Source organism: Herbiconiux sp. 320_LB, from assembly GCF_059691755.1.
In genome coordinates, this window is record NZ_JCAWAD010000004.1 from 399,001 (window position 1) to 415,435 (window position 16,435).

The 16,435-nt window shown below is 69.9% G+C and carries 19 protein-coding genes; 16 read left to right on the top strand and 3 right to left on the bottom strand.

Translation table 11 applies throughout. The features are described from left to right. Positions 1–196 precede the first annotated feature (196 nt). The 5 genes from recA to dapF all read left to right on the top strand — a co-directional run bounded on the left by recA (position 197) and on the right by dapF (position 5,672). On the top strand, positions 197–1,279 hold the full coding sequence (gene recA / locus AC59HU_RS13265; RefSeq protein WP_497223895.1) for a recombinase RecA: 1,083 nt from the start codon (positions 197–199) through the stop codon (positions 1,277–1,279). Between the two features lie 6 nt (positions 1,280–1,285). Further along, on the top strand, positions 1,286–1,939 hold the full coding sequence (locus tag AC59HU_RS13270) for a regulatory protein RecX (RefSeq protein WP_497223896.1): 654 nt from the start codon (positions 1,286–1,288) through the stop codon (positions 1,937–1,939). A 138-nt stretch (positions 1,940–2,077) separates the two neighbouring features. Then, entirely contained in the window at positions 2,078–3,712 is a 1,635-nt protein-coding gene (miaB, locus tag AC59HU_RS13275; RefSeq protein ID WP_497223897.1) for a tRNA (N6-isopentenyl adenosine(37)-C2)-methylthiotransferase MiaB, read from the top strand. A 76-nt stretch (positions 3,713–3,788) separates the two neighbouring features. Beyond that, positions 3,789–4,685 (top strand): tRNA (adenosine(37)-N6)-dimethylallyltransferase MiaA, encoded by an 897-nt coding sequence (gene miaA / locus AC59HU_RS13280; protein ID WP_497223937.1) that lies wholly within the window; start codon positions 3,789–3,791, stop codon positions 4,683–4,685. A 105-nt stretch (positions 4,686–4,790) separates the two neighbouring features. Further along, the gene (gene dapF / locus AC59HU_RS13285) at positions 4,791–5,672 is read left to right on the top strand and encodes a diaminopimelate epimerase (RefSeq protein WP_497223898.1); all 882 of its coding nucleotides are present in this window, start codon (positions 4,791–4,793) and stop codon (positions 5,670–5,672) included. On the opposite strand, the gene AC59HU_RS13290 is transcribed toward dapF, so the two are convergent. Next, positions 5,645–6,304 carry a class I SAM-dependent methyltransferase gene (locus tag AC59HU_RS13290; RefSeq protein WP_497223899.1) on the bottom strand — a complete coding sequence of 220 codons (660 nt, stop codon included), beginning with the start codon at positions 6,302–6,304 and terminating at the stop codon, positions 5,645–5,647. The genes dapF and AC59HU_RS13290 overlap by 28 nt on opposite strands. A gap of 41 nt (positions 6,305–6,345) precedes the next feature. Here AC59HU_RS13290 and hflX point away from each other — a divergent pair, with 41 nt between their 5' ends. After that, positions 6,346–7,896, top strand: coding sequence for a GTPase HflX (gene hflX, locus AC59HU_RS13295; protein ID WP_497223900.1), 1,551 nt, complete (start codon positions 6,346–6,348; stop codon positions 7,894–7,896). A gap of 79 nt (positions 7,897–7,975) precedes the next feature. On the opposite strand, the gene lexA is transcribed toward hflX, so the two are convergent. Continuing rightward, complete coding sequence (gene lexA / locus AC59HU_RS13300; RefSeq protein WP_497223901.1) at positions 7,976–8,650, bottom strand: transcriptional repressor LexA; 675 nt, start codon at positions 8,648–8,650, stop codon at positions 7,976–7,978. Positions 8,651–8,893: 243 nt separating this feature from the next. Between lexA and AC59HU_RS13305 the strand changes: the two genes are divergently transcribed. From AC59HU_RS13305 to AC59HU_RS13330, 6 genes are all read left to right on the top strand, one after another. After that, positions 8,894–9,283: a LysM peptidoglycan-binding domain-containing protein gene (locus AC59HU_RS13305; RefSeq protein WP_497223902.1), complete on the top strand. Its 390-nt coding sequence runs from the start codon at positions 8,894–8,896 to the stop codon at positions 9,281–9,283. A 150-nt stretch (positions 9,284–9,433) separates the two neighbouring features. Continuing rightward, complete coding sequence (locus AC59HU_RS13310) at positions 9,434–10,525, top strand: histidinol-phosphate transaminase (RefSeq protein WP_497223903.1); 1,092 nt, start codon at positions 9,434–9,436, stop codon at positions 10,523–10,525. A 56-nt stretch (positions 10,526–10,581) separates the two neighbouring features. After that, positions 10,582–11,187: an imidazoleglycerol-phosphate dehydratase HisB gene (hisB, locus tag AC59HU_RS13315; RefSeq protein ID WP_497223904.1), complete on the top strand. Its 606-nt coding sequence runs from the start codon at positions 10,582–10,584 to the stop codon at positions 11,185–11,187. Beyond that, the gene (gene hisH / locus AC59HU_RS13320; RefSeq protein ID WP_497223905.1) at positions 11,184–11,825 is read left to right on the top strand and encodes an imidazole glycerol phosphate synthase subunit HisH; all 642 of its coding nucleotides are present in this window, start codon (positions 11,184–11,186) and stop codon (positions 11,823–11,825) included. The genes hisB and hisH overlap by 4 nt, the downstream gene beginning before the upstream one ends. Before the next feature lie 137 nt (positions 11,826–11,962). Further along, positions 11,963–12,709, top strand: coding sequence for a bifunctional 1-(5-phosphoribosyl)-5-((5-phosphoribosylamino)methylideneamino)imidazole-4-carboxamide isomerase/phosphoribosylanthranilate isomerase PriA (gene priA / locus AC59HU_RS13325; RefSeq protein WP_497223906.1), 747 nt, complete (start codon positions 11,963–11,965; stop codon positions 12,707–12,709). Continuing rightward, positions 12,651–13,574, top strand: coding sequence for an SseB family protein (locus tag AC59HU_RS13330; protein WP_497223907.1), 924 nt, complete (start codon positions 12,651–12,653; stop codon positions 13,572–13,574). Before priA ends, AC59HU_RS13330 begins: the two co-directional genes overlap by 59 nt. 32 nt (positions 13,575–13,606) lie before the next feature. On the opposite strand, the gene AC59HU_RS13335 is transcribed toward AC59HU_RS13330, so the two are convergent. Beyond that, the gene (locus AC59HU_RS13335) at positions 13,607–13,981 is read right to left on the bottom strand and encodes a DUF1844 domain-containing protein (RefSeq protein WP_497223908.1); all 375 of its coding nucleotides are present in this window, start codon (positions 13,979–13,981) and stop codon (positions 13,607–13,609) included. Positions 13,982–14,249: 268 nt separating this feature from the next. Between AC59HU_RS13335 and infC the strand changes: the two genes are divergently transcribed. From infC to AC59HU_RS13355, 4 genes are read left to right on the top strand one after another with little or no spacing between them, the layout of a single operon-like run. After that, on the top strand, positions 14,250–14,912 hold the full coding sequence (infC, locus tag AC59HU_RS13340; protein ID WP_497223938.1) for a translation initiation factor IF-3: 663 nt from the start codon (positions 14,250–14,252) through the stop codon (positions 14,910–14,912). A 28-nt stretch (positions 14,913–14,940) separates the two neighbouring features. Then, positions 14,941–15,135, top strand: a complete 195-nt coding sequence (gene rpmI, locus AC59HU_RS13345; RefSeq protein ID WP_066042944.1) for a 50S ribosomal protein L35 — start codon at positions 14,941–14,943, stop codon at positions 15,133–15,135. A 45-nt stretch (positions 15,136–15,180) separates the two neighbouring features. Continuing rightward, entirely contained in the window at positions 15,181–15,567 is a 387-nt protein-coding gene (gene rplT / locus AC59HU_RS13350) for a 50S ribosomal protein L20 (RefSeq protein ID WP_066042945.1), read from the top strand. Between the two features lie 53 nt (positions 15,568–15,620). After that, positions 15,621–16,421, top strand: coding sequence for a TrmH family RNA methyltransferase (locus AC59HU_RS13355; protein ID WP_497223909.1), 801 nt, complete (start codon positions 15,621–15,623; stop codon positions 16,419–16,421). Positions 16,422–16,435: the final 14 nt, after the last annotated feature.

Sequence of the window (16,435 nt, forward strand, 5' to 3'; positions counted from 1 at the left end):
CACAACGGAAGAATCGAACGGGTTCTCCACAGATGATGCGGTGCCCGAGTGGATGTCGGGGGTCGTCTCTACCGTGGTTCTTGTTCGACCATTCCGAAACGCCCTGTCGTTGCCGGCCAGAAGATCGGACGCACACGACAGCCTGTGGGCACACCATCGCGAGCCGCGAGGCCGCACCTGATTGAAGGAGATCGAGATGCCGTCAGACGCAAATCGCGAAAAAGCACTGGAAACCGCACTCGCCCAGATCGACCGCCAGTTCGGCAAGGGTTCCGTCATGCGCCTCGGCAGCGACGACCGTGCGCCCGTCGAGGTCGTGCCCACCGGCTCGATCGCGCTGGATGTCGCGCTCGGCATCGGAGGTCTTCCCCGCGGGCGCATCGTCGAGATCTACGGTCCGGAGTCCTCGGGTAAGACGACGCTCACCCTGCACGCCATCGCCAACGCGCAGCGCGCCGGCGGCATCGCGGCGTTCATCGACGCGGAGCATGCCCTCGACCCCGAGTACGCCAAGAAGCTCGGCGTCGACATCGACTCGCTCCTCGTGTCGCAGCCCGACACGGGTGAGCAGGCGCTCGAGATCGCGGACATGCTGGTCCGCTCCGGCTCCATCGACCTCATCGTGATCGACTCGGTCGCGGCCCTGGTGCCGCGCGCGGAGATCGAGGGCGAGATGGGCGACTCCCACGTGGGTCTCCAGGCGCGTCTGATGTCCCAGGCGCTCCGTAAGCTCACGGGTGGTCTGAACCAGACCAACACGACCATGATCTTCATCAACCAGCTGCGCGAGAAGATCGGTGTGTTCTTCGGCAGCCCCGAGACCACGGCCGGTGGAAAGGCGTTGAAGTTCTACGCCTCCGTTCGACTCGACATCCGCCGCATCGAGACCCTGAAAGAGGGCACCGAGGCGGTCGGTAACCGCACCCGAGTCAAGGTCGTCAAGAACAAGATGGCGCCGCCGTTCAAGCAGGCCGAGTTCGACATCCTCTACGGCATCGGCATCTCCCGCGAGGGCAGCCTGATCGACTTCGGTGTCGAGCACGAGATCGTGCGCAAGTCCGGTGCCTGGTACACCTACGACGGCGACCAGCTCGGGCAGGGCAAGGAGAACTCGCGTCGCTTCCTGACCGAGAACCCCGACATCGCCCTCGAGATCGAGAACAAGATCCTGGCGAAGCTCGGCATCGGCGAGGCCGGTGCGGCGGCTGCGGCCTCCGCGGCCGCCGGCGGCAACGTCGAGCCCATCGCTCCCAAGATCGCCTCGAAGAAGGGCGCCTAACAGCGCATGAACGACATCATCAGTCTGGACTCGGTGCGGCGGGGTCGTTCGCGGCACCCGTCCACCGGGGCCGGTGCTGAAGCCGCTCGGGCCGCACTGGCCCGGGCGGAGTCCGACGAGCCGAGCGCCGAGGTGCTGGCCCTCCCGGTGGAGGAGCAGCTCAGCGACGAAGAGCGGCTCGAGCGCGTGAGCGACACGGTGGTCAGAGCGCTCGGGCGTCGTCAGCTCTCGAAGGGCGAGACCCACGAGCTCCTGGTGGCCCAGGGGGCATCGGCCGACGAGGCCGAGACTCTGGTCGCGCGGTACGAAGAGCTCGGCTACCTGAACGACGTGGCGCTGGCCGACACGCTGGTCGAGCGGCTGAGCGACCGCAACCACAAGAGCCGAGGCGCGATCGCCCGAGAGCTGAATGCGCGGAAGATCCCGAACGAGATCGTGACCGGCGCGCTCGAGCAGCTGGATGACGACCACGAGTTCGACCTCGCGCTCGAGGCCGCGGTGAAGCGCGTCGGGCAGCTGTCGTCCTACGACGACACGACGGTGGAGCGTCGGCTGATGGGCTTCCTCACCCGCCGCGGCTTCGGGTCGGGCGTCGTGCGCGAGGCGACCCGCCGGGCCATGGCCGGGCGTCGGTCGTCCGGCGGCCCGCGCTTCCGCTGAGCTGGAGCGGGCGGCGAGCTGAGGCGAGCGGTCAGCTGAGTCACCTGCCCTCGGCATCCGGCCGCGTCACCGCGCCCAGGTCGTCTGTCGGGCGGGCTGTCCTCGACGCAGGATGACGGTTCGTAGAATGGACGCACCATGAGCACAGTCAGCGAAGCCCCGACGGTCATCCAGGCGTCCGACGCCTCCCGGGATGTCTCGGGCCGGGCCCGCACCTATGAGGTGCGCACCTTCGGGTGCCAGATGAACGTGCACGACTCCGAGCGGCTCAGCGGCTCGCTCGAGGCGGCCGGTTACGTGCCCGCCGACGGTGCCGAGCCCGACGTGGTGGTCATCAACACCTGCGCGGTGCGCGAGAACGCCGACAACAAGCTCTACGGCAACCTCGGCCACCTCGCGTCGGTCAAGCGCCGCCATGAGGGGATGCAGATCGCGGTCGGCGGCTGCCTCGCGCAGAAGGACAAGAACGTCATCCTCGACAAGGCTCCCTGGGTCGACGTCGTGTTCGGCACGCACAACATGGGGGCGCTGCCGAGCCTGCTTGAGCGGGCGCGGCACAACGAGGCCGCCGAGATCGAGATCCTCGAGTCGCTCGAGACCTTCCCCTCCACGCTGCCGACCAAGCGCGACTCGACCTACAGCGGCTGGGTCTCGATCTCGGTCGGCTGCAACAACACCTGCACCTTCTGCATCGTGCCGTCGCTGCGGGGCAGGGAGAAAGACCGCCGGCCGGGCGAGATCCTGGGCGAGATCCAGTCGCTCGTCGACGACGGGGCGATCGAGGTCACGCTGCTGGGCCAGAACGTCAACTCCTACGGTGTCGAGTTCGGTGACCGGCTTGCGTTCGGAAAGCTGCTCCGTGCCGCCGGCACCATCTCGGGGCTCGAGCGCATCCGCTTCACCAGCCCCCACCCGGCGGCCTTCACCGACGACGTCATCGACGCCATGGCCGAGACGCCGTCCGTCATGCCGCAGCTGCACATGCCGTTGCAGTCGGGGTCCGATCGCATCCTCCGGGCGATGCGCCGCTCCTACCGCTCGGAGAGGTTCCTCGGCATCCTCGACCGGGTGCGGGCGAAGATCCCGAACGCGGCGATCACGACCGACATCATCGTCGGTTTCCCGGGCGAGACGGAGGAGGACTTCCTCGAGACGCTCCGCGTCGTGGAGCAGGCGCGGTTCGCGTCGGCCTTCACGTTCCAGTACTCCATCCGGCCCGGCACCCCGGCGGCGACGCTGCCCGACCAGGTGCCGCACGAGATCGTCCAGGAGCGCTACGAGCGCCTGGTCGCCCTGCAGGAGCGCATCTCGCTCGAGGAGAACCGAGCCCTGATCGGCCGTCGGGTCGACCTCGTGGTCGCGAACGGCGAGGGGCGGAAAGACACGGAGACCCGCCGGCTCAGCGGCCGTGCCGAAGACAGCCGGCTGGTCCACTTCGAGCTTCCCGAGGGATCGGCACGTCCCCGGCCCGGTGACGTGGTCTCGGTCACGATCACGCAGGCCGCGCCGTTCCACCTGATCGCCGACAGCGACGGCATGCCGCTCGCGGTGCGGGCGACCCGTGCGGGCGACGCCTGGGATCGTGCGCAGTCCGAGTCGTGCGCCGTGCCGACCCCGGCCGGTGCGGGTGCTGGTGCAGGTGCGAGCGGCGCCACGGGCGCGCCCGGGCGCGTCTCGCTCGGCTTCCCGTCGCTCCGGGTGGGCCCGCCGTCAGACGGCGCGCGCGTGGCGACGATCCCGATCTACAGCCCCACCGACGACCTGCGTTCCTGACGTGGTTCCCGGCGACCCCGCCTCCGCCCCTGTCTCCGCCTCCGCGTCGTCGCACCCTCGACCGGCCTCGGCCGAGGTGATCGCCGTGGTCGGCGCCACGGGCACCGGGAAGTCCGACCTCTCGCTCGCCATCGCCGACAGGCTGGCCGCGAGCGGTCGCGCGGTCGAGGTCGTCAACGCCGACGCGATGCAGCTCTACCGCGGGATGGACATCGGCACCGCGAAGCTCGCGCCGGCGGAGCGGCGCAGCATCCCGCACCACCTGCTCGACGTGCTCGACGTCACCGACGAGGCCTCGGTCGCCGCCTACCAGCGCGAGGCGCGTGCCGCGATCGACGGCATCCTGGCGCGTGGCGCGGTCCCCGTCCTGGTCGGCGGCTCGGGTCTCTACGTCTCCTCCGTGCTGTTCGACTTCCGATTCCCGGCGCGCGACGAGGCCGTTCGCGCGCGGCTCGAGACCGAGCTCAAGCAGACCGGCGCCCGGGCGCTCTACGACCGGCTGAAGGCGGTCGACCCGGCCGCCGCAGCCTCCATCGGCCAGTTCAACGGGCGACGCCTCGTGCGCGCACTCGAGGTGACCGAGCTCACCGGCGAGCCCCTGAGCGGAACGCTGCCGGAGGAGCCGGTCCTGTGGCGCACGACCACCGTCCTCCGGCTCGGGCTGCCCCGCGACGAGCTCGTGCCCCGGCTCGACGAGCGGGTGCGGCGGATGTGGCGCGACGGGCTGGTCGACGAGGTCGCCGCCCTGGTGCCGCAGGGCCTTCGCGAGAGCACCACGGCGGCCCGGGCGATCGGCTATGCCCAGGCGCTCGCGCAGCTCGATGGCGAAGTGACCGAGGAGGAGGCGATCGCCGAGGCGCAGGCCCTGACCCGCCGGTACGCGCGCCGTCAGGTCAGCTGGTTCCGCCGCTACGCCGCCGTGGACATCGATCCGCGCGCAACCGACCCCCTGGCGACGCTCGTCTTACCCTGACCCCGATCTTCACCCCGACCCCAGCAGTCGGCCCCGACCACCGGCCCCGACCCCTCGACTCCCCGGCCCGACCCCCACCCCTCCGCCCCGCCCTAGACTTGAGCCATGGCAGCCGAGTTGCATTTCACCAAGGGTCAGGGCACCGGCAACGACTTCGTGCTCTTCTCCGACCCCGACGGCGAGATCGACCTCAGCCCCGCCCAGATCGCCGCCATCTGCGACCGCCACTTCGGTGTCGGAGCCGACGGGGTCATCCGCGCCGTCCGCTCCGCGAACCTCGAGGCCGGGGCCGCCGCCCTCGCCGAGGACGAGGGGGCCGAGTGGTTCATGGATTACCACAACGCCGACGGCTCGGTCTCCGAGATGTGCGGCAACGGCATCCGGGTCTACGCCCGCTACCTGATCGAGAACGGCTTCGTCGCGCTCAATCCCGGCGAGACGCTGCCGATCGGCACGCGCGCCGGCGTGCGCGACGTGCAGCTGAACAAGCTCGGCTTCCAGGTCGACATGGGCCGGTGGCGGCTCGACGGCGGCGAGCCCCTCGTCCGCGCCAAGAACCTCCAGGTCGCCCGCCCCGGCCTCGGCATCAACGTCGGCAACCCGCACGTGGTCGTCGCCCTGGCCGACGACGACGAGCTCGACTCCGCCGACCTCGCCTACATCCCGCACCTCGAACCGGCCCCGGTCGACGGCGCGAACGTCGAGTTCGTCGTCCCCGCCGAGCCGCTCGTTCGCGACGCGGTCGGCCACATCCGGATGCGCGTCCACGAGCGCGGGAGCGGCGAGACGCTCTCCTGCGGCACGGGCGCCGTCGCGGCGGCCCTGGCGACCCGGTACTGGGCCGGCACCGGAGCCCCCAACCACTGGAGCGTCACGGTGCCCGGCGGCGTGGTCGGCGTGCGGATGTTCCCCACGGAGGACGGCGAGCACGTCGCCCTCTCCGGCCCGGCCGAGCTGGTCTACGAGGGCGAGCTCGCGCTGGGCTGATCGGCGGCCGCACCGGCCCCGCTGCGGGCGCGTCGATGCACCCGCAGCACCCGGTAGCCCTTGTTCGTGCTCGCCCGGCTGATCGAGAGCTCGGCGAACGCGCCCTCGATCCACCGCTGCAGCGAATCCGACCCGAGGTTCTTCTGCACGACGAGCCAGGCGTCCGACTGCGGGTCGAGCCGCGGCAGCCACCGCTCGAGCATCGTGTGCAGCTCGTTCTTGCCCACCCGGATGGGCGGGTTCGACCAGATGGTGCGGAATCCGAGCCCCTCGGGAACATCTTCGGGTCGACAGGCGTTGACGTTATCGAGGCCTAAAATGTGAGCATTCCGACGCACCAGATCCAGAGCACGTTCGTTGACGTCCACCGCCCACACCGTCGAGTGCGGTGATTCGAGGGCGAGTGTCAGAGCGATCGGTCCCCAGCCGCACCCGAGATCGAGCAGATTCCCACCGGGCGGAGCGGCCGGCACGTTCGCGAGGAGGACCTGGGTACCGGGATCGATGCGGTCGGGACTGAAGATGCCCGACGCGGTCGTGAGTCGGCGGGGCGAGCCCGCGAGGTCGACCGTGATCTCGCGGAGAGAGAGCTCCCCGGCCGGTTGCGCCGTGAAGTAGTGCTCGCCATCCATAAGAGGGAATCTAGCAAACAAGGAGACTAGTCTTGACTGCAATGTCAGACCGTAAGACGCCCGAAGACATCCGATCCGAGAGCGACGACGTCGTCGCCCGTGTACTGGCGAGCGCGGAGAAGCGTTCGACCGGCTACTCGCTGTTCGAGCAGGGCGCCGCGCAGGCGCTCCAGCGCCCGGAGACCACCACCCAGTCAGCCGACCACGCCCAGACCGGCTATGACGGCGACCAGTTCGACCGGGAGGACCGGCAGTCGCTCCGTCGTGTCGCCGGGCTCTCGACCGAGCTCGAAGACGTCACCGAGGTCGAGTACCGGCAGCTGCGCCTGGAGAACGTCGTGATCATCGGCGTGTACTCGCAGGGCACGCTGGGTGACGCCGAGAACTCGCTGCGCGAACTCGCCGCCCTGGCCGAGACGGCCGGTGCGGTCGTGCTCGACGGCCTGCTGCAGCGTCGCCCGCATCCCGACCCCAGCACCTACTTCGGCAAGGGCAAGGCCGAGGAGCTGCGCGGCATCGTCGCGTCGCTCGGCGCCGACACCGTGATCGCCGACACCGAGCTCGCCCCGAGCCAGCGTCGTGCGCTGGAAGACGTGGTGAAGGTGAAGGTGATCGACCGCACCGCCGTGATCCTCGACATCTTCAGCCAGCACGCCAAGAGCCGCGAGGGCAAGGCGCAGGTCGAGCTCGCGCAGCTGGAGTACCTGCTGCCGCGGCTTCGCGGCTGGGGTGACTCGATGTCCCGCCAGGCCGGTGGCCAGGTGGGTGGCGCGGGCGCCGGAATGGGATCGCGTGGTCCCGGTGAGACGAAGATCGAGCTCGATCGACGTCGCATCCACACCCGGATGGCGAAGCTGCGCAAGCAGATCAAGGAGATGAAGCCGGCACGCGAGGCGAAGCGGGCGAACCGCAAGCGCAACGCCGTGCCGAGCGTCGCGATCGCCGGCTACACCAACGCCGGCAAGTCGTCGCTGCTGAACCGCATCACCGGTGCCGGTGTGCTCGTGGAGAACTCGCTGTTCGCGACGCTGGATGCGACGGTGCGGAAGAACGAGACCGCCGACGGCCGCCCGTACACGCTCGCCGACACCGTCGGGTTCGTGAGCGCACTGCCGCACCAGCTGGTCGAGGCCTTCCGCTCGACGCTGGAGGAGGTCGCCGATTCCGACGTGCTGGTGCACGTCGTCGACGGCTCGCATCCCGACCCGGCGGCGCAGATCACGACCGTCCGCGACGTGATCGGCGAGGCCGGCGCGCGGGACGTCCCCGAGATCGTGGTCTTCAACAAGAGCGACCTGGTGTCGGACGACGACCGCCTCGTGCTCCGCGGGCTCGAGCCCACGGCGATCTTCGTCTCCGCGCGCACCGGCGAGGGCATCCCGGAGCTGCTCGCGCGCATCGACGGCATGATCCCGAAGCCCAGCGTCGAGGTCGACCTGCTCGTCCCGTACGAGCGCGGTGACCTCGTGACCCTGTTGCACGAGAAGAACACGGTGCTCAGCACGGAGTACGAGGAGTCGGGCACCCACGTGCGTGCCCTGGTGAACCCGGAGTTCGAGGAGCGTCTGGTGGAGTTCGCGGTCGGTCGCTGATCGAACCGGATCGACGAAAACGGCCCATCTGCTCGGCTCTCGCCGGCTCGATGGGCCGTTCTCGTTGCGCTCGGCGGTCTCAGACCGCCCGCAGCACCGCCACGACCTTGCCGAGCACGGTCGCGTAGTCGCCCAGGATGGGCTCGAAGTTGGAGTTGCGGGGGAGCAGCCAGGTGTGGCCGTCGCGCTGGCGGAAGACCTTCACGGTCGCCTCCTCGTCGAGCATGGCCGCGACGATGTCGCCGTTCTCGGCCGTGTTCTGCTGCCGGATGACCACCCAGTCGCCGTCGCAGATCGCCGCGTCGATCATCGATTCGCCGACGACCTTCAGCATGAAGAGGTCGCCGTTGCCGACCAGCTGACGGGGGAGGGGGAACACCTCGTCGACCTGCTGCTCCGCCGTGATCGGGATGCCCGCGGCGATGCGGCCGACCAGTGGCACCAGGGTGGCGTCGCCCACGGGCGGTGCGGAATCGGCATCCGGCGACGGCGCATCCTCCAGCGAGGGGACGTCGATCAGCACCTCCATCGCGCGGGGCCGGTTGGGGTCGCGGCGCAGATAGCCGCTCAGTTCGAGCTGGTTGAGCTGGTGGGTGACGCTGGAGAGCGAGGCGAGCCCGACGGCGTCGCCGATCTCGCGCATGCTCGGCGGGTAGCCGCGGGAGAGCACCGAGCGCTGGATCACGTCGAGGATGGCCAGCTGCTTGTCGCTGAGGCTCTTGCGGCGCCTCGTGCGCCCCGAGTCGTTCGCCACGTCTACCCGCTTTCACTGCTCGTACCGACTGCTCCACCGCCGATGTCGGTGGCTGGTGATTGAGTTTCACCGTCGATCGAAACTGTATCCGAGAAGTGCTCGCAAACACACGTATGTTCGAGTGTGTCGCGACGATTTCCCGAGTTTTCGACTTGACGAGGCAATTACTCGAAGATATATTCGGAACATGACTTCGCACCGGTGCTCCCGGCCGAGCACCGGTGCGAACCTTCAGGAGGAATCATGAGCATCGCAGCAGCGACCTTGAGCACCACCAGCCGCACGCCGTCCGTCCCGACGGCCCCCGAGGCCCCCCGAGCGCGCCTCCGCATCACGCGCCGCGGCCGTGCCGTGCTCGCCACGCTCGTCGCTCTGCCCGTGGTCGCCGTCCTCGGGGTGATGGCGATGGTCGGCGGTGGCGGGTCCGCCGTCGCGACCGGTGCTACCAGCGGTGTCGACTTCTCCTACGTGACGGTGCAGGCCGGGCAGAGCCTGTGGAGCATCGCCGAGGCGATCGATCCGCAGGGCGACCCGCGCGACGTGATCGCCGAGATCCGCTCGCTCAACCAGCTCGAGACCTCCTCGGTCCAGCCCGGCCAGCGCATCGCCATCCCGGCCGACCTCGCCGACTGACGTCTCGCCGGCGGTCGTCTCGCCGACTGGCCTCTCGCCTGCTGGCGTCTCGTCGATTGACGTCTTGACGGCCGGTGTCTCGCCGGCTGGTATCCAGCCGCCGATGCGGGCCCGAGGGTCCGCCATCCCGCGCCTCGGTAGAATCCACGGGTGACTTCTCTCGACGACCTGCCCATCCGAGACGACCTCCGCGGCCTCGAGCCCTACGGTGCGCCGCACCTGCACCTCCCGGTCGAGCTGAACGTCAACGAGAACACCCACCCGATCCCCGAAGACGTCGCGCGCGACATCATCAAGTCGATCGCCCGGGAGCTCCTCACCGTCAACCGCTACCCCGACCGTGAGTTCACCGCCCTGCGCGAATCGCTGGCGGCCTACCTCGACAGCATCGAGCCGGGCGCCGCGCTCACGGCCGCGAACATCTGGGCCGCAAACGGCTCGAACGAGGTGCTCCAGCAGATCATGATGGCCTTCGGCGGCCCTGGTCGATCGGTCCTGGGCTTTCCGCCCACCTACTCGATGCACTCGATCATCGCCCGGGCGACCGGCACCGAGTGGATCGCGGGGGAGCGGGACGACGACTTCCTGATCTCACCCGAGACCGCGGTTCGCTGGGTCGAGCAGACCGAGCCCGACATCGTGTTCTTCTGCTCCCCGAACAACCCGACCGGTACGCCGCTCGGCCTCGACACGATCGTCGCGGCCTACGACGCCTTCGACGGGATCGTCGTGGTCGACGAGGCCTACGCCGAGTTCACCCCGAGCGGGCAGCCGACGGCGCTCTCGCTGCTCGAGGGGCGCCCGAGACTGATCGTCTCGCGCACCATGAGCAAGGCCTTCGCCTTCGCCGGTGCCCGCCTGGGCTATCTCGCGGCCGACCCGGCGGTGACGGATGCGCTGCGCCTGGTCCGCCTGCCGTACCACCTCTCCGCGCTCACCCAGGCCGCGGCGGTCGCCGCCCTCGACCACGCGCCCGAGATGCTCGCGATGGTCGACGACATCAAGGCGCAGCGCGATCGCATGATCGACGGCTTGAGCGAGCTGGGCTACTCGCCCTGGCCGAGCGAGGCCAACTTCGTGCTCTTCGGCGGGGTGTCCGACACCGAGGCGCTCTGGCAGGCGCTGCTCGACCGCGGCATCATCATCCGCAACCTCGGCATCCCGGGCCACCTTCGGGTGAGCGCGGGCACGGCCGCCGAGACCACGGCCTTCCTCGAGGCGATGCGGGAGCTCACCGCCTGAGTCGCCCCGGCCCCCAGACGAGCCCCGGCCCCACCACCCCTCGGTAGGATTGCCTCATGACCGCACCCCGCACCGCCCGCCTCCAGCGGGAGACGAGCGAGTCGAGCATCGAGCTCTCGCTCGACCTCGACGGCACCGGCGTCTCCGACATCGAGACCTCCGTGCCGTTCTACGACCACCTGCTCACGGCCTTCGCCAAGCACTCGCTGACCGATCTGACGGTGCGCGCCAAGGGCGACATCGAGATCGACGTGCACCACACCGTCGAAGACATCGGGATCGTGCTCGGGCAGGCGATCCGGCAGGCGCTTGGCGACAAGGCGGGCATCTCGCGGTTCGGCGACGCGCTCGTGCCCCTCGACGAGGCCCTCGTGCAGGCCGTCGTCGACATCTCCGGCCGGCCCTTCCTCGTGCACTCCGGCGAGCCCGCCGGTTTCGAGTACCACCTCATCGGCGGTCACTTCACCGGGTCGATGGTGCGTCACGTCTTCGAGGCGATCGCCTTCAACGCCGGCCTCACCGTGCACGTCACCGTGCTCGGCGGGCGCGACCCCCACCACATCGCCGAGGCCGAGTTCAAGGCCTTCGCGCGCGCCTTCCGCCAGGCCAAGGCCTACGACCCGCTCGTCGCGGGCATCCCCTCGACGAAGGGCGCGCTGTGACCGACCGCGCCACCCGCGTCGTCGTGCTCGACTACGGCAGCGGCAACATCCACTCGGCGGCGAAGGCCCTCGAGCGGGCCGGAGCCGAGGTCGAGGTCACCGCGCGGCGCGACGCCGTGATGGAGGCCGACGGCCTCCTGGTGCCGGGCGTCGGAGCGTTCAGCGCGGTCATGGACCAGTTGAACACGGTCCGCGGCGGCGAGCTGATCGAGCGCCGTCTCGCCGGCGGCCGCCCGGTGCTCGGCATCTGCGTAGGCATGCAGGTCATGTTCTCCGACGGGATCGAGCGCGGTGTCGAGACCGAGGGCCTCGGCGAGTGGCCCGGCACGGTCGACCTCCTCGAGGCCGAGGTGGTGCCGCACATGGGCTGGAACACCGTGGAGGCGCCCGAGGACTCGGTGCTCTTCGACGGCATCCGCGACGAACGCTTCTACTTCGTGCACTCCTACGCCGCCCAGAACTGGGAGCTCGATCCGCACCCGCGCCTGAAGCCCCCCGCGGTCACCTGGGCGCGCCACGGCTCGCGGTTCATCGCCGCGGTCGAGAACGGCCCGCTGTCGGCGACGCAGTTCCACCCCGAGAAGTCCGGCGACGCCGGCATCCGGATGCTCTCGAACTGGATCGCGTCGCTGCGCTGACCTCGTTTCGACGTGGCGCACGGCAGTCGCTACGATCGGCGGGGGTCGCATCGGCCCCGCCGCCGCGTCCGCCGGCGCACGATCGGGCTCCCGGCCCGGCACCCCTCCCCGCACCCCATCGATCGAGGAACCACCCCATGAGCGAGTTCAACAAGGCACCCGGGCTGGTGCTGCTGCCCGCCGTCGACGTCGCCGGCGGCAAGGCCGTCCGGCTCACCCAGGGCAAGGCGGGCACCGAGACCCACCACGGCGACCCGGTCGACGCCGCCGCCGACTGGATCGCGCAGGGTGCGGAGTGGATCCACCTCGTCGACCTCGACGCCGCGTTCGGGCGGGGCAGCAACCTCGGCGTGATCAAGAAGGTCATCCGCCAGGCCAAGGGTGTGAACGTCGAGGTCTCCGGCGGCATCCGCGACGACGCGAGCCTGGAGACCGCACTGGACAGCGGGGCCAAGCGCATCAACCTCGGCACCGCGGCGCTGGAGAACCCCGAGTGGGCCGCACATGTCATCGCCCGCTACGGCGAGGCGATCGCGGTCGGGCTGGATGTGCGCGGAACCACGCTCGCGGCCCGCGGCTGGACCGAGGACGGCGGCGATCTCTGGCAGGTGCTCGACCGCCTCGAGGACGCCGGCTGCGCCCGCTACGTCGTGACCGACGTGACGAAGGACGGCACGCTCAAGGGCCCGAACGTCGAGCTCCTCCGCCAGGTGATGGAGCGCACCTCGCGCCCCGTGATCGCCTCGGGCGGCATCTCGAGCCTCGACGACATCGCCGAGCTCCGTGCCCTCGTGCCGCTGGGCCTCGAGGGTGCGATCGTCGGGCGTGCTCTCTACTCGGGCGCCTTCACGCTCGCCGAGGCGCTGGACGTGGCTTCTGACTGACCACGACCCGGGAACGGCGGGCGGCGGCGACCCGGTCGACAGCCGCAACCCGACCGATGGCAGCACACCCGCCGGCGCCCCCAACCCCACCGGCGCCCCCAACACGGCCGACTCCGCCGGGCAGCCCTGGAAGGGCCGCCACTTCCAGGCCCACGCGACCCCGCCGGGCGGCGAGACCGACGACGGCACGGCGCCCCCGGCGCTGCTGGCCGCCCTCGAGCGCTTCCGCTCCGGCGCCTCGACGCAGGCCGAGGTGGTGGATGCCCTCCGTCCGGTCCGCGTCCTCGTCCCCCTGGTGGCCCACGCCGGCGACGAAGGGGTGACGGATGCGGGGCTCCGCGTCGACAAGACCCAGGAGCTCTCCCTCGTCACGGTCGCGGGCCCGGACGGGCGCACGGTGCTCCCGGTCTTCTCCTCCGTCACGTCGATGGCCGCGTGGAACCCGGCGGCCCGGCCGATCCCGGTCGACGCGCGCCGGGCGGCGCTGGCCGCGGCCGCCGAGGGCACCGAGCTCGTGGTGCTCGACCCCGCATCCCCGACCGAGTTCGCGCTCCGGCGCCCCGCGGTGTGGGCGCTCGCCCAGGACACCGCCTGGCAGCCCGCCATCGACGACCCGGCCGTGATCGAGGCGTTCGAGCGGTCGATCGAGTCCGAACCCGCTGTCGCCGCCATCCGGGTCGTCGCCGGCGATGCGTTGGCGCAGCTCCGTGCTCCCGAGGTGGTCGTGGTGCTGGCCCTCCTGCCGGGCCTGGATCAGCCGCACCTGCAGGCCCTCGTCGGCCGCCTCCAGGAGACCTGGGCCGCGGACGAGGTCATCGCGGGACGGGTCGACTCCCTGGCCGTGCGCCTGACGGCACTGGACTGACGCCGAACCGCGTCAGCCGAAGCGAACCCGCCTCAGCTGACCGGCCCGGTGTACTTCTCGCCCGGGCCCTCGCCGATCGGGTCCTGCACCGACGACGCCTCGCGGAACGCCAGCTGCAGCGACCGCAGCCCGTCGCGGAGGGCGCGGGCGTGCTGGTCGCCGAGGAACGGCGCCGAGGCGGTGACCAGTCCGGCCAGGGCGGTGATCAGCTTGCGCGCCTCGTCCAGATCGGTCTCGATGTCGGGATCGTCCGAGAGCCCGCACTTGACCGCGGCGGCGCTCATGAGGTGCACGGCGGTCGTGGTGATGACCTCGACGGCGGGAACCTCGGCGATGTCCCGCAGGGCGTCCGCTTCGGCCTGCGCCTCGGCGACGGATCCGGCGTCGAAGGCGGCTGAGTCACTCATTCCAGAAGGTCCTTACTGAATCGGGCGAGTCTCTGCTAGACTCTTCGCGGCTCTGAGTCTGTATTGACTCAGCACGAAAGTGGAGAATCTCCCACCCGCGCATACCGCTTCATCAGGTTACCGGGTCGATTGCACCCCCTGTGTTTCTGGTTCGGCCTTCGGCCGACACAGAGAGACAGAGACCAAGGGTGTGGTGCCGCACGGTTTGCGTGCGCGCATCGGGGGTTCCTCCTGCATTCGTCACAGAAACGAAACTAAGGAGTAACGCATCAGCGATCCCCGTACCAACGACCGTATCCGTGTTCCCGAGGTCCGCCTCGTGGGCCCGGGCGGCGAGCAGGTCGGCGTCGTCAGCATCGACGTCGCCCTTCGGCTTGCCCAGGAGGCAGACCTCGACCTCGTCGAGGTCGCACCCAACTCCAAGCCCCCGGTCGCGAAGATCATGGACTACGGAAAGTTCAAGTACGAAGCCGCGCAGAAGGCGAAAGAAGCCCGTCGCAACCAGGCCAACACGATCCTCAAAGAGGTCCGTTTCCGTCTGAAGATCGACGTGCACGACTACGAGACCAAGCGCAAGCGCGCCGAGGGCTTCCTCAAGGCCGGCGACAAGGTCAAGGCGATGATCCTGTTCCGCGGTCGCGAGCAGTCGCGTCCCGACCAGGGCGTCCGTCTCCTCCAGCGCTTCGCGGAGGATGTGGCGGAGTTCGGCACGGTCGAGTCCAGCCCCACCATCGACGGCCGCAACATGGTCATGGTCATCGGGCCGTTGAAGAACAAGTCCGAGGCCAAGGCCGAGCAGAACGCCAAGCGCGACGCCACCAAGGCCCGCTCGCACGAGCAGGCCGCCACCGGTTCCGAGGCCCCCGCGGCCCCGGCGACCCCAGAAGACTCCGGCACCACGCCGGCTGCTCCGGCCGCATCGGCCGAGTGACAAGCCCGAACACACAAGGAGAACCACTATGCCCAAGATGAAGACGCACTCCGGTGCCAAGAAGCGATTCAAGGTCACCGGTACCGGCAAGCTCGTGAAGCAGCAGGCCGGCATGCGCCACAACCTGGAGGTCAAGGCCCCGGGGCGTAAGGCTCGCCTGAACAAGGACCAGGTGCTGTCCAAGGCCGACACCAAGGTCGCCAAGAAGCTTCTCGGCCTGTAGCCACCGCTGCACCGGCCGACCGAGACGTAGAAGGAATACAGAACAATGGCAAGAGTCAAGAGGGCTGTCAACGCCCACAAGAAGCGTCGCGTCATCCTCGAGCGCGCCGAGGGCTACCGCGGTCAGCGGTCGCGCCTCTACCGCAAGGCCAAGGAGCAGGTCACCCACTCCCTCGTCTACTCCTACCGTGACCGCCGTGCGCGCAAGGGCGACTTCCGCCGCCTGTGGATCCAGCGCATCAACGCCGCCTCGCGTGCGAACGGCCTGACCTACAACCGCCTCATCCAGGGTCTGGCCCTGGCGGGCATCGAGGTCGACCGTCGCATCCTGGCCGAGCTCGCCGTGAACGAGCCCGCGACCTTCGCGGCGATCGTCGCGAGCGCCAAGGCGGCTCTCCCGGCCGACACCTCGGCCCCGAAGGCCGCGGCGTAAGCCCTCGCCACCTGAGCGAAGCAGCACCCACAAGAGAACAGAGAGAGCGCCACATGCTTGACAATCCGCGATCACCTCGCGTTCGGGCAGTGGCGAAACTCGCCAAGAAGGGAGCCCGGTCCGAGACCGGGCTCTTTCTCTTGGAGGGCCCCCAGGCCGTCTCCGAGGCGCTGACCTTCGCGCCGCACCTGATCGACGAGCTCTTCGCGACCCCCACGGCGCTCGAGCGCCACCCCGAGATCGCCTCGCGCGCCTCGGATGCGTCGCTGGAGATCGAATTCGTGACCGAGCAGGTGCTCGACTCGATGGCCGACACGGTGACCCCGCAGGGCTTCGTCGCAGTGTGCCGGCAGTTCCCCACCGCGGTCAAGGACATCTTCGCGGCCGGCCCGACGCTGATCGCCGTCCTCGAAGAGGTGCGCGACCCCGGCAACGCGGGCACGATCATCCGGGCGGCGGATGCGGCGGGTGCGGATGCGGTCATCCTCACCGGCCGCTCGGTCGACCTCTACAACCCCAAGGTGGTGCGCTCGACCACCGGCTCGATCTTCCACCTCCCGGTGGCCGTGGAGGCCACCCTGGAGGACGTGCTCTCCCGGGCGCGGGAGGCCGGCCTCCAGACCCTCGCCGCCGACATCAAGGGCGACGACCTCCTCGACGTGCGCACGGCGGGCCTGCTCGGCACGCCCACGGCGTGGGTCTTCGGCAACGAGGCCAGGGGCCTCCCGGACGAGCTGCTCGGCGCCGTCGACCGCGCCGTCTCGCTGCCGATCTACGGCCAGGCGGAGTCGCTGAACCTCGCCACGGCGGCCTCGGTCTGCCTCTACGAGAGCGCGTTCGCCCTCCGCTCCTGAGTGTTTCGAATGCG

Coding starts and splice junctions, on each gene's coding strand:
- hisB (WP_497223904.1), top strand. CDS start 10,582: ATGACCGCACCCCGCACCGCCCGCCTCCAGCGGGAGACGAGCGAGTCG.
- rplT (WP_066042945.1), top strand. CDS start 15,181: ATGGCAAGAGTCAAGAGGGCTGTCAACGCCCACAAGAAGCGTCGCGTC.
- hflX (WP_497223900.1), top strand. CDS start 6,346: ATGTCAGACCGTAAGACGCCCGAAGACATCCGATCCGAGAGCGACGAC.
- AC59HU_RS13355 (WP_497223909.1), top strand. CDS start 15,621: ATGCTTGACAATCCGCGATCACCTCGCGTTCGGGCAGTGGCGAAACTC.
- rpmI (WP_066042944.1), top strand. CDS start 14,941: ATGCCCAAGATGAAGACGCACTCCGGTGCCAAGAAGCGATTCAAGGTC.
- AC59HU_RS13290 (WP_497223899.1), bottom strand. CDS start 6,304: ATGGATGGCGAGCACTACTTCACGGCGCAACCGGCCGGGGAGCTCTCT.
- AC59HU_RS13335 (WP_497223908.1), bottom strand. CDS start 13,981: ATGAGTGACTCAGCCGCCTTCGACGCCGGATCCGTCGCCGAGGCGCAG.
- dapF (WP_497223898.1), top strand. CDS start 4,791: ATGGCAGCCGAGTTGCATTTCACCAAGGGTCAGGGCACCGGCAACGAC.
- AC59HU_RS13270 (WP_497223896.1), top strand. CDS start 1,286: ATGAACGACATCATCAGTCTGGACTCGGTGCGGCGGGGTCGTTCGCGG.
- priA (WP_497223906.1), top strand. CDS start 11,963: ATGAGCGAGTTCAACAAGGCACCCGGGCTGGTGCTGCTGCCCGCCGTC.
- AC59HU_RS13305 (WP_497223902.1), top strand. CDS start 8,894: ATGAGCATCGCAGCAGCGACCTTGAGCACCACCAGCCGCACGCCGTCC.
- miaB (WP_497223897.1), top strand. CDS start 2,078: ATGAGCACAGTCAGCGAAGCCCCGACGGTCATCCAGGCGTCCGACGCC.
- recA (WP_497223895.1), top strand. CDS start 197: ATGCCGTCAGACGCAAATCGCGAAAAAGCACTGGAAACCGCACTCGCC.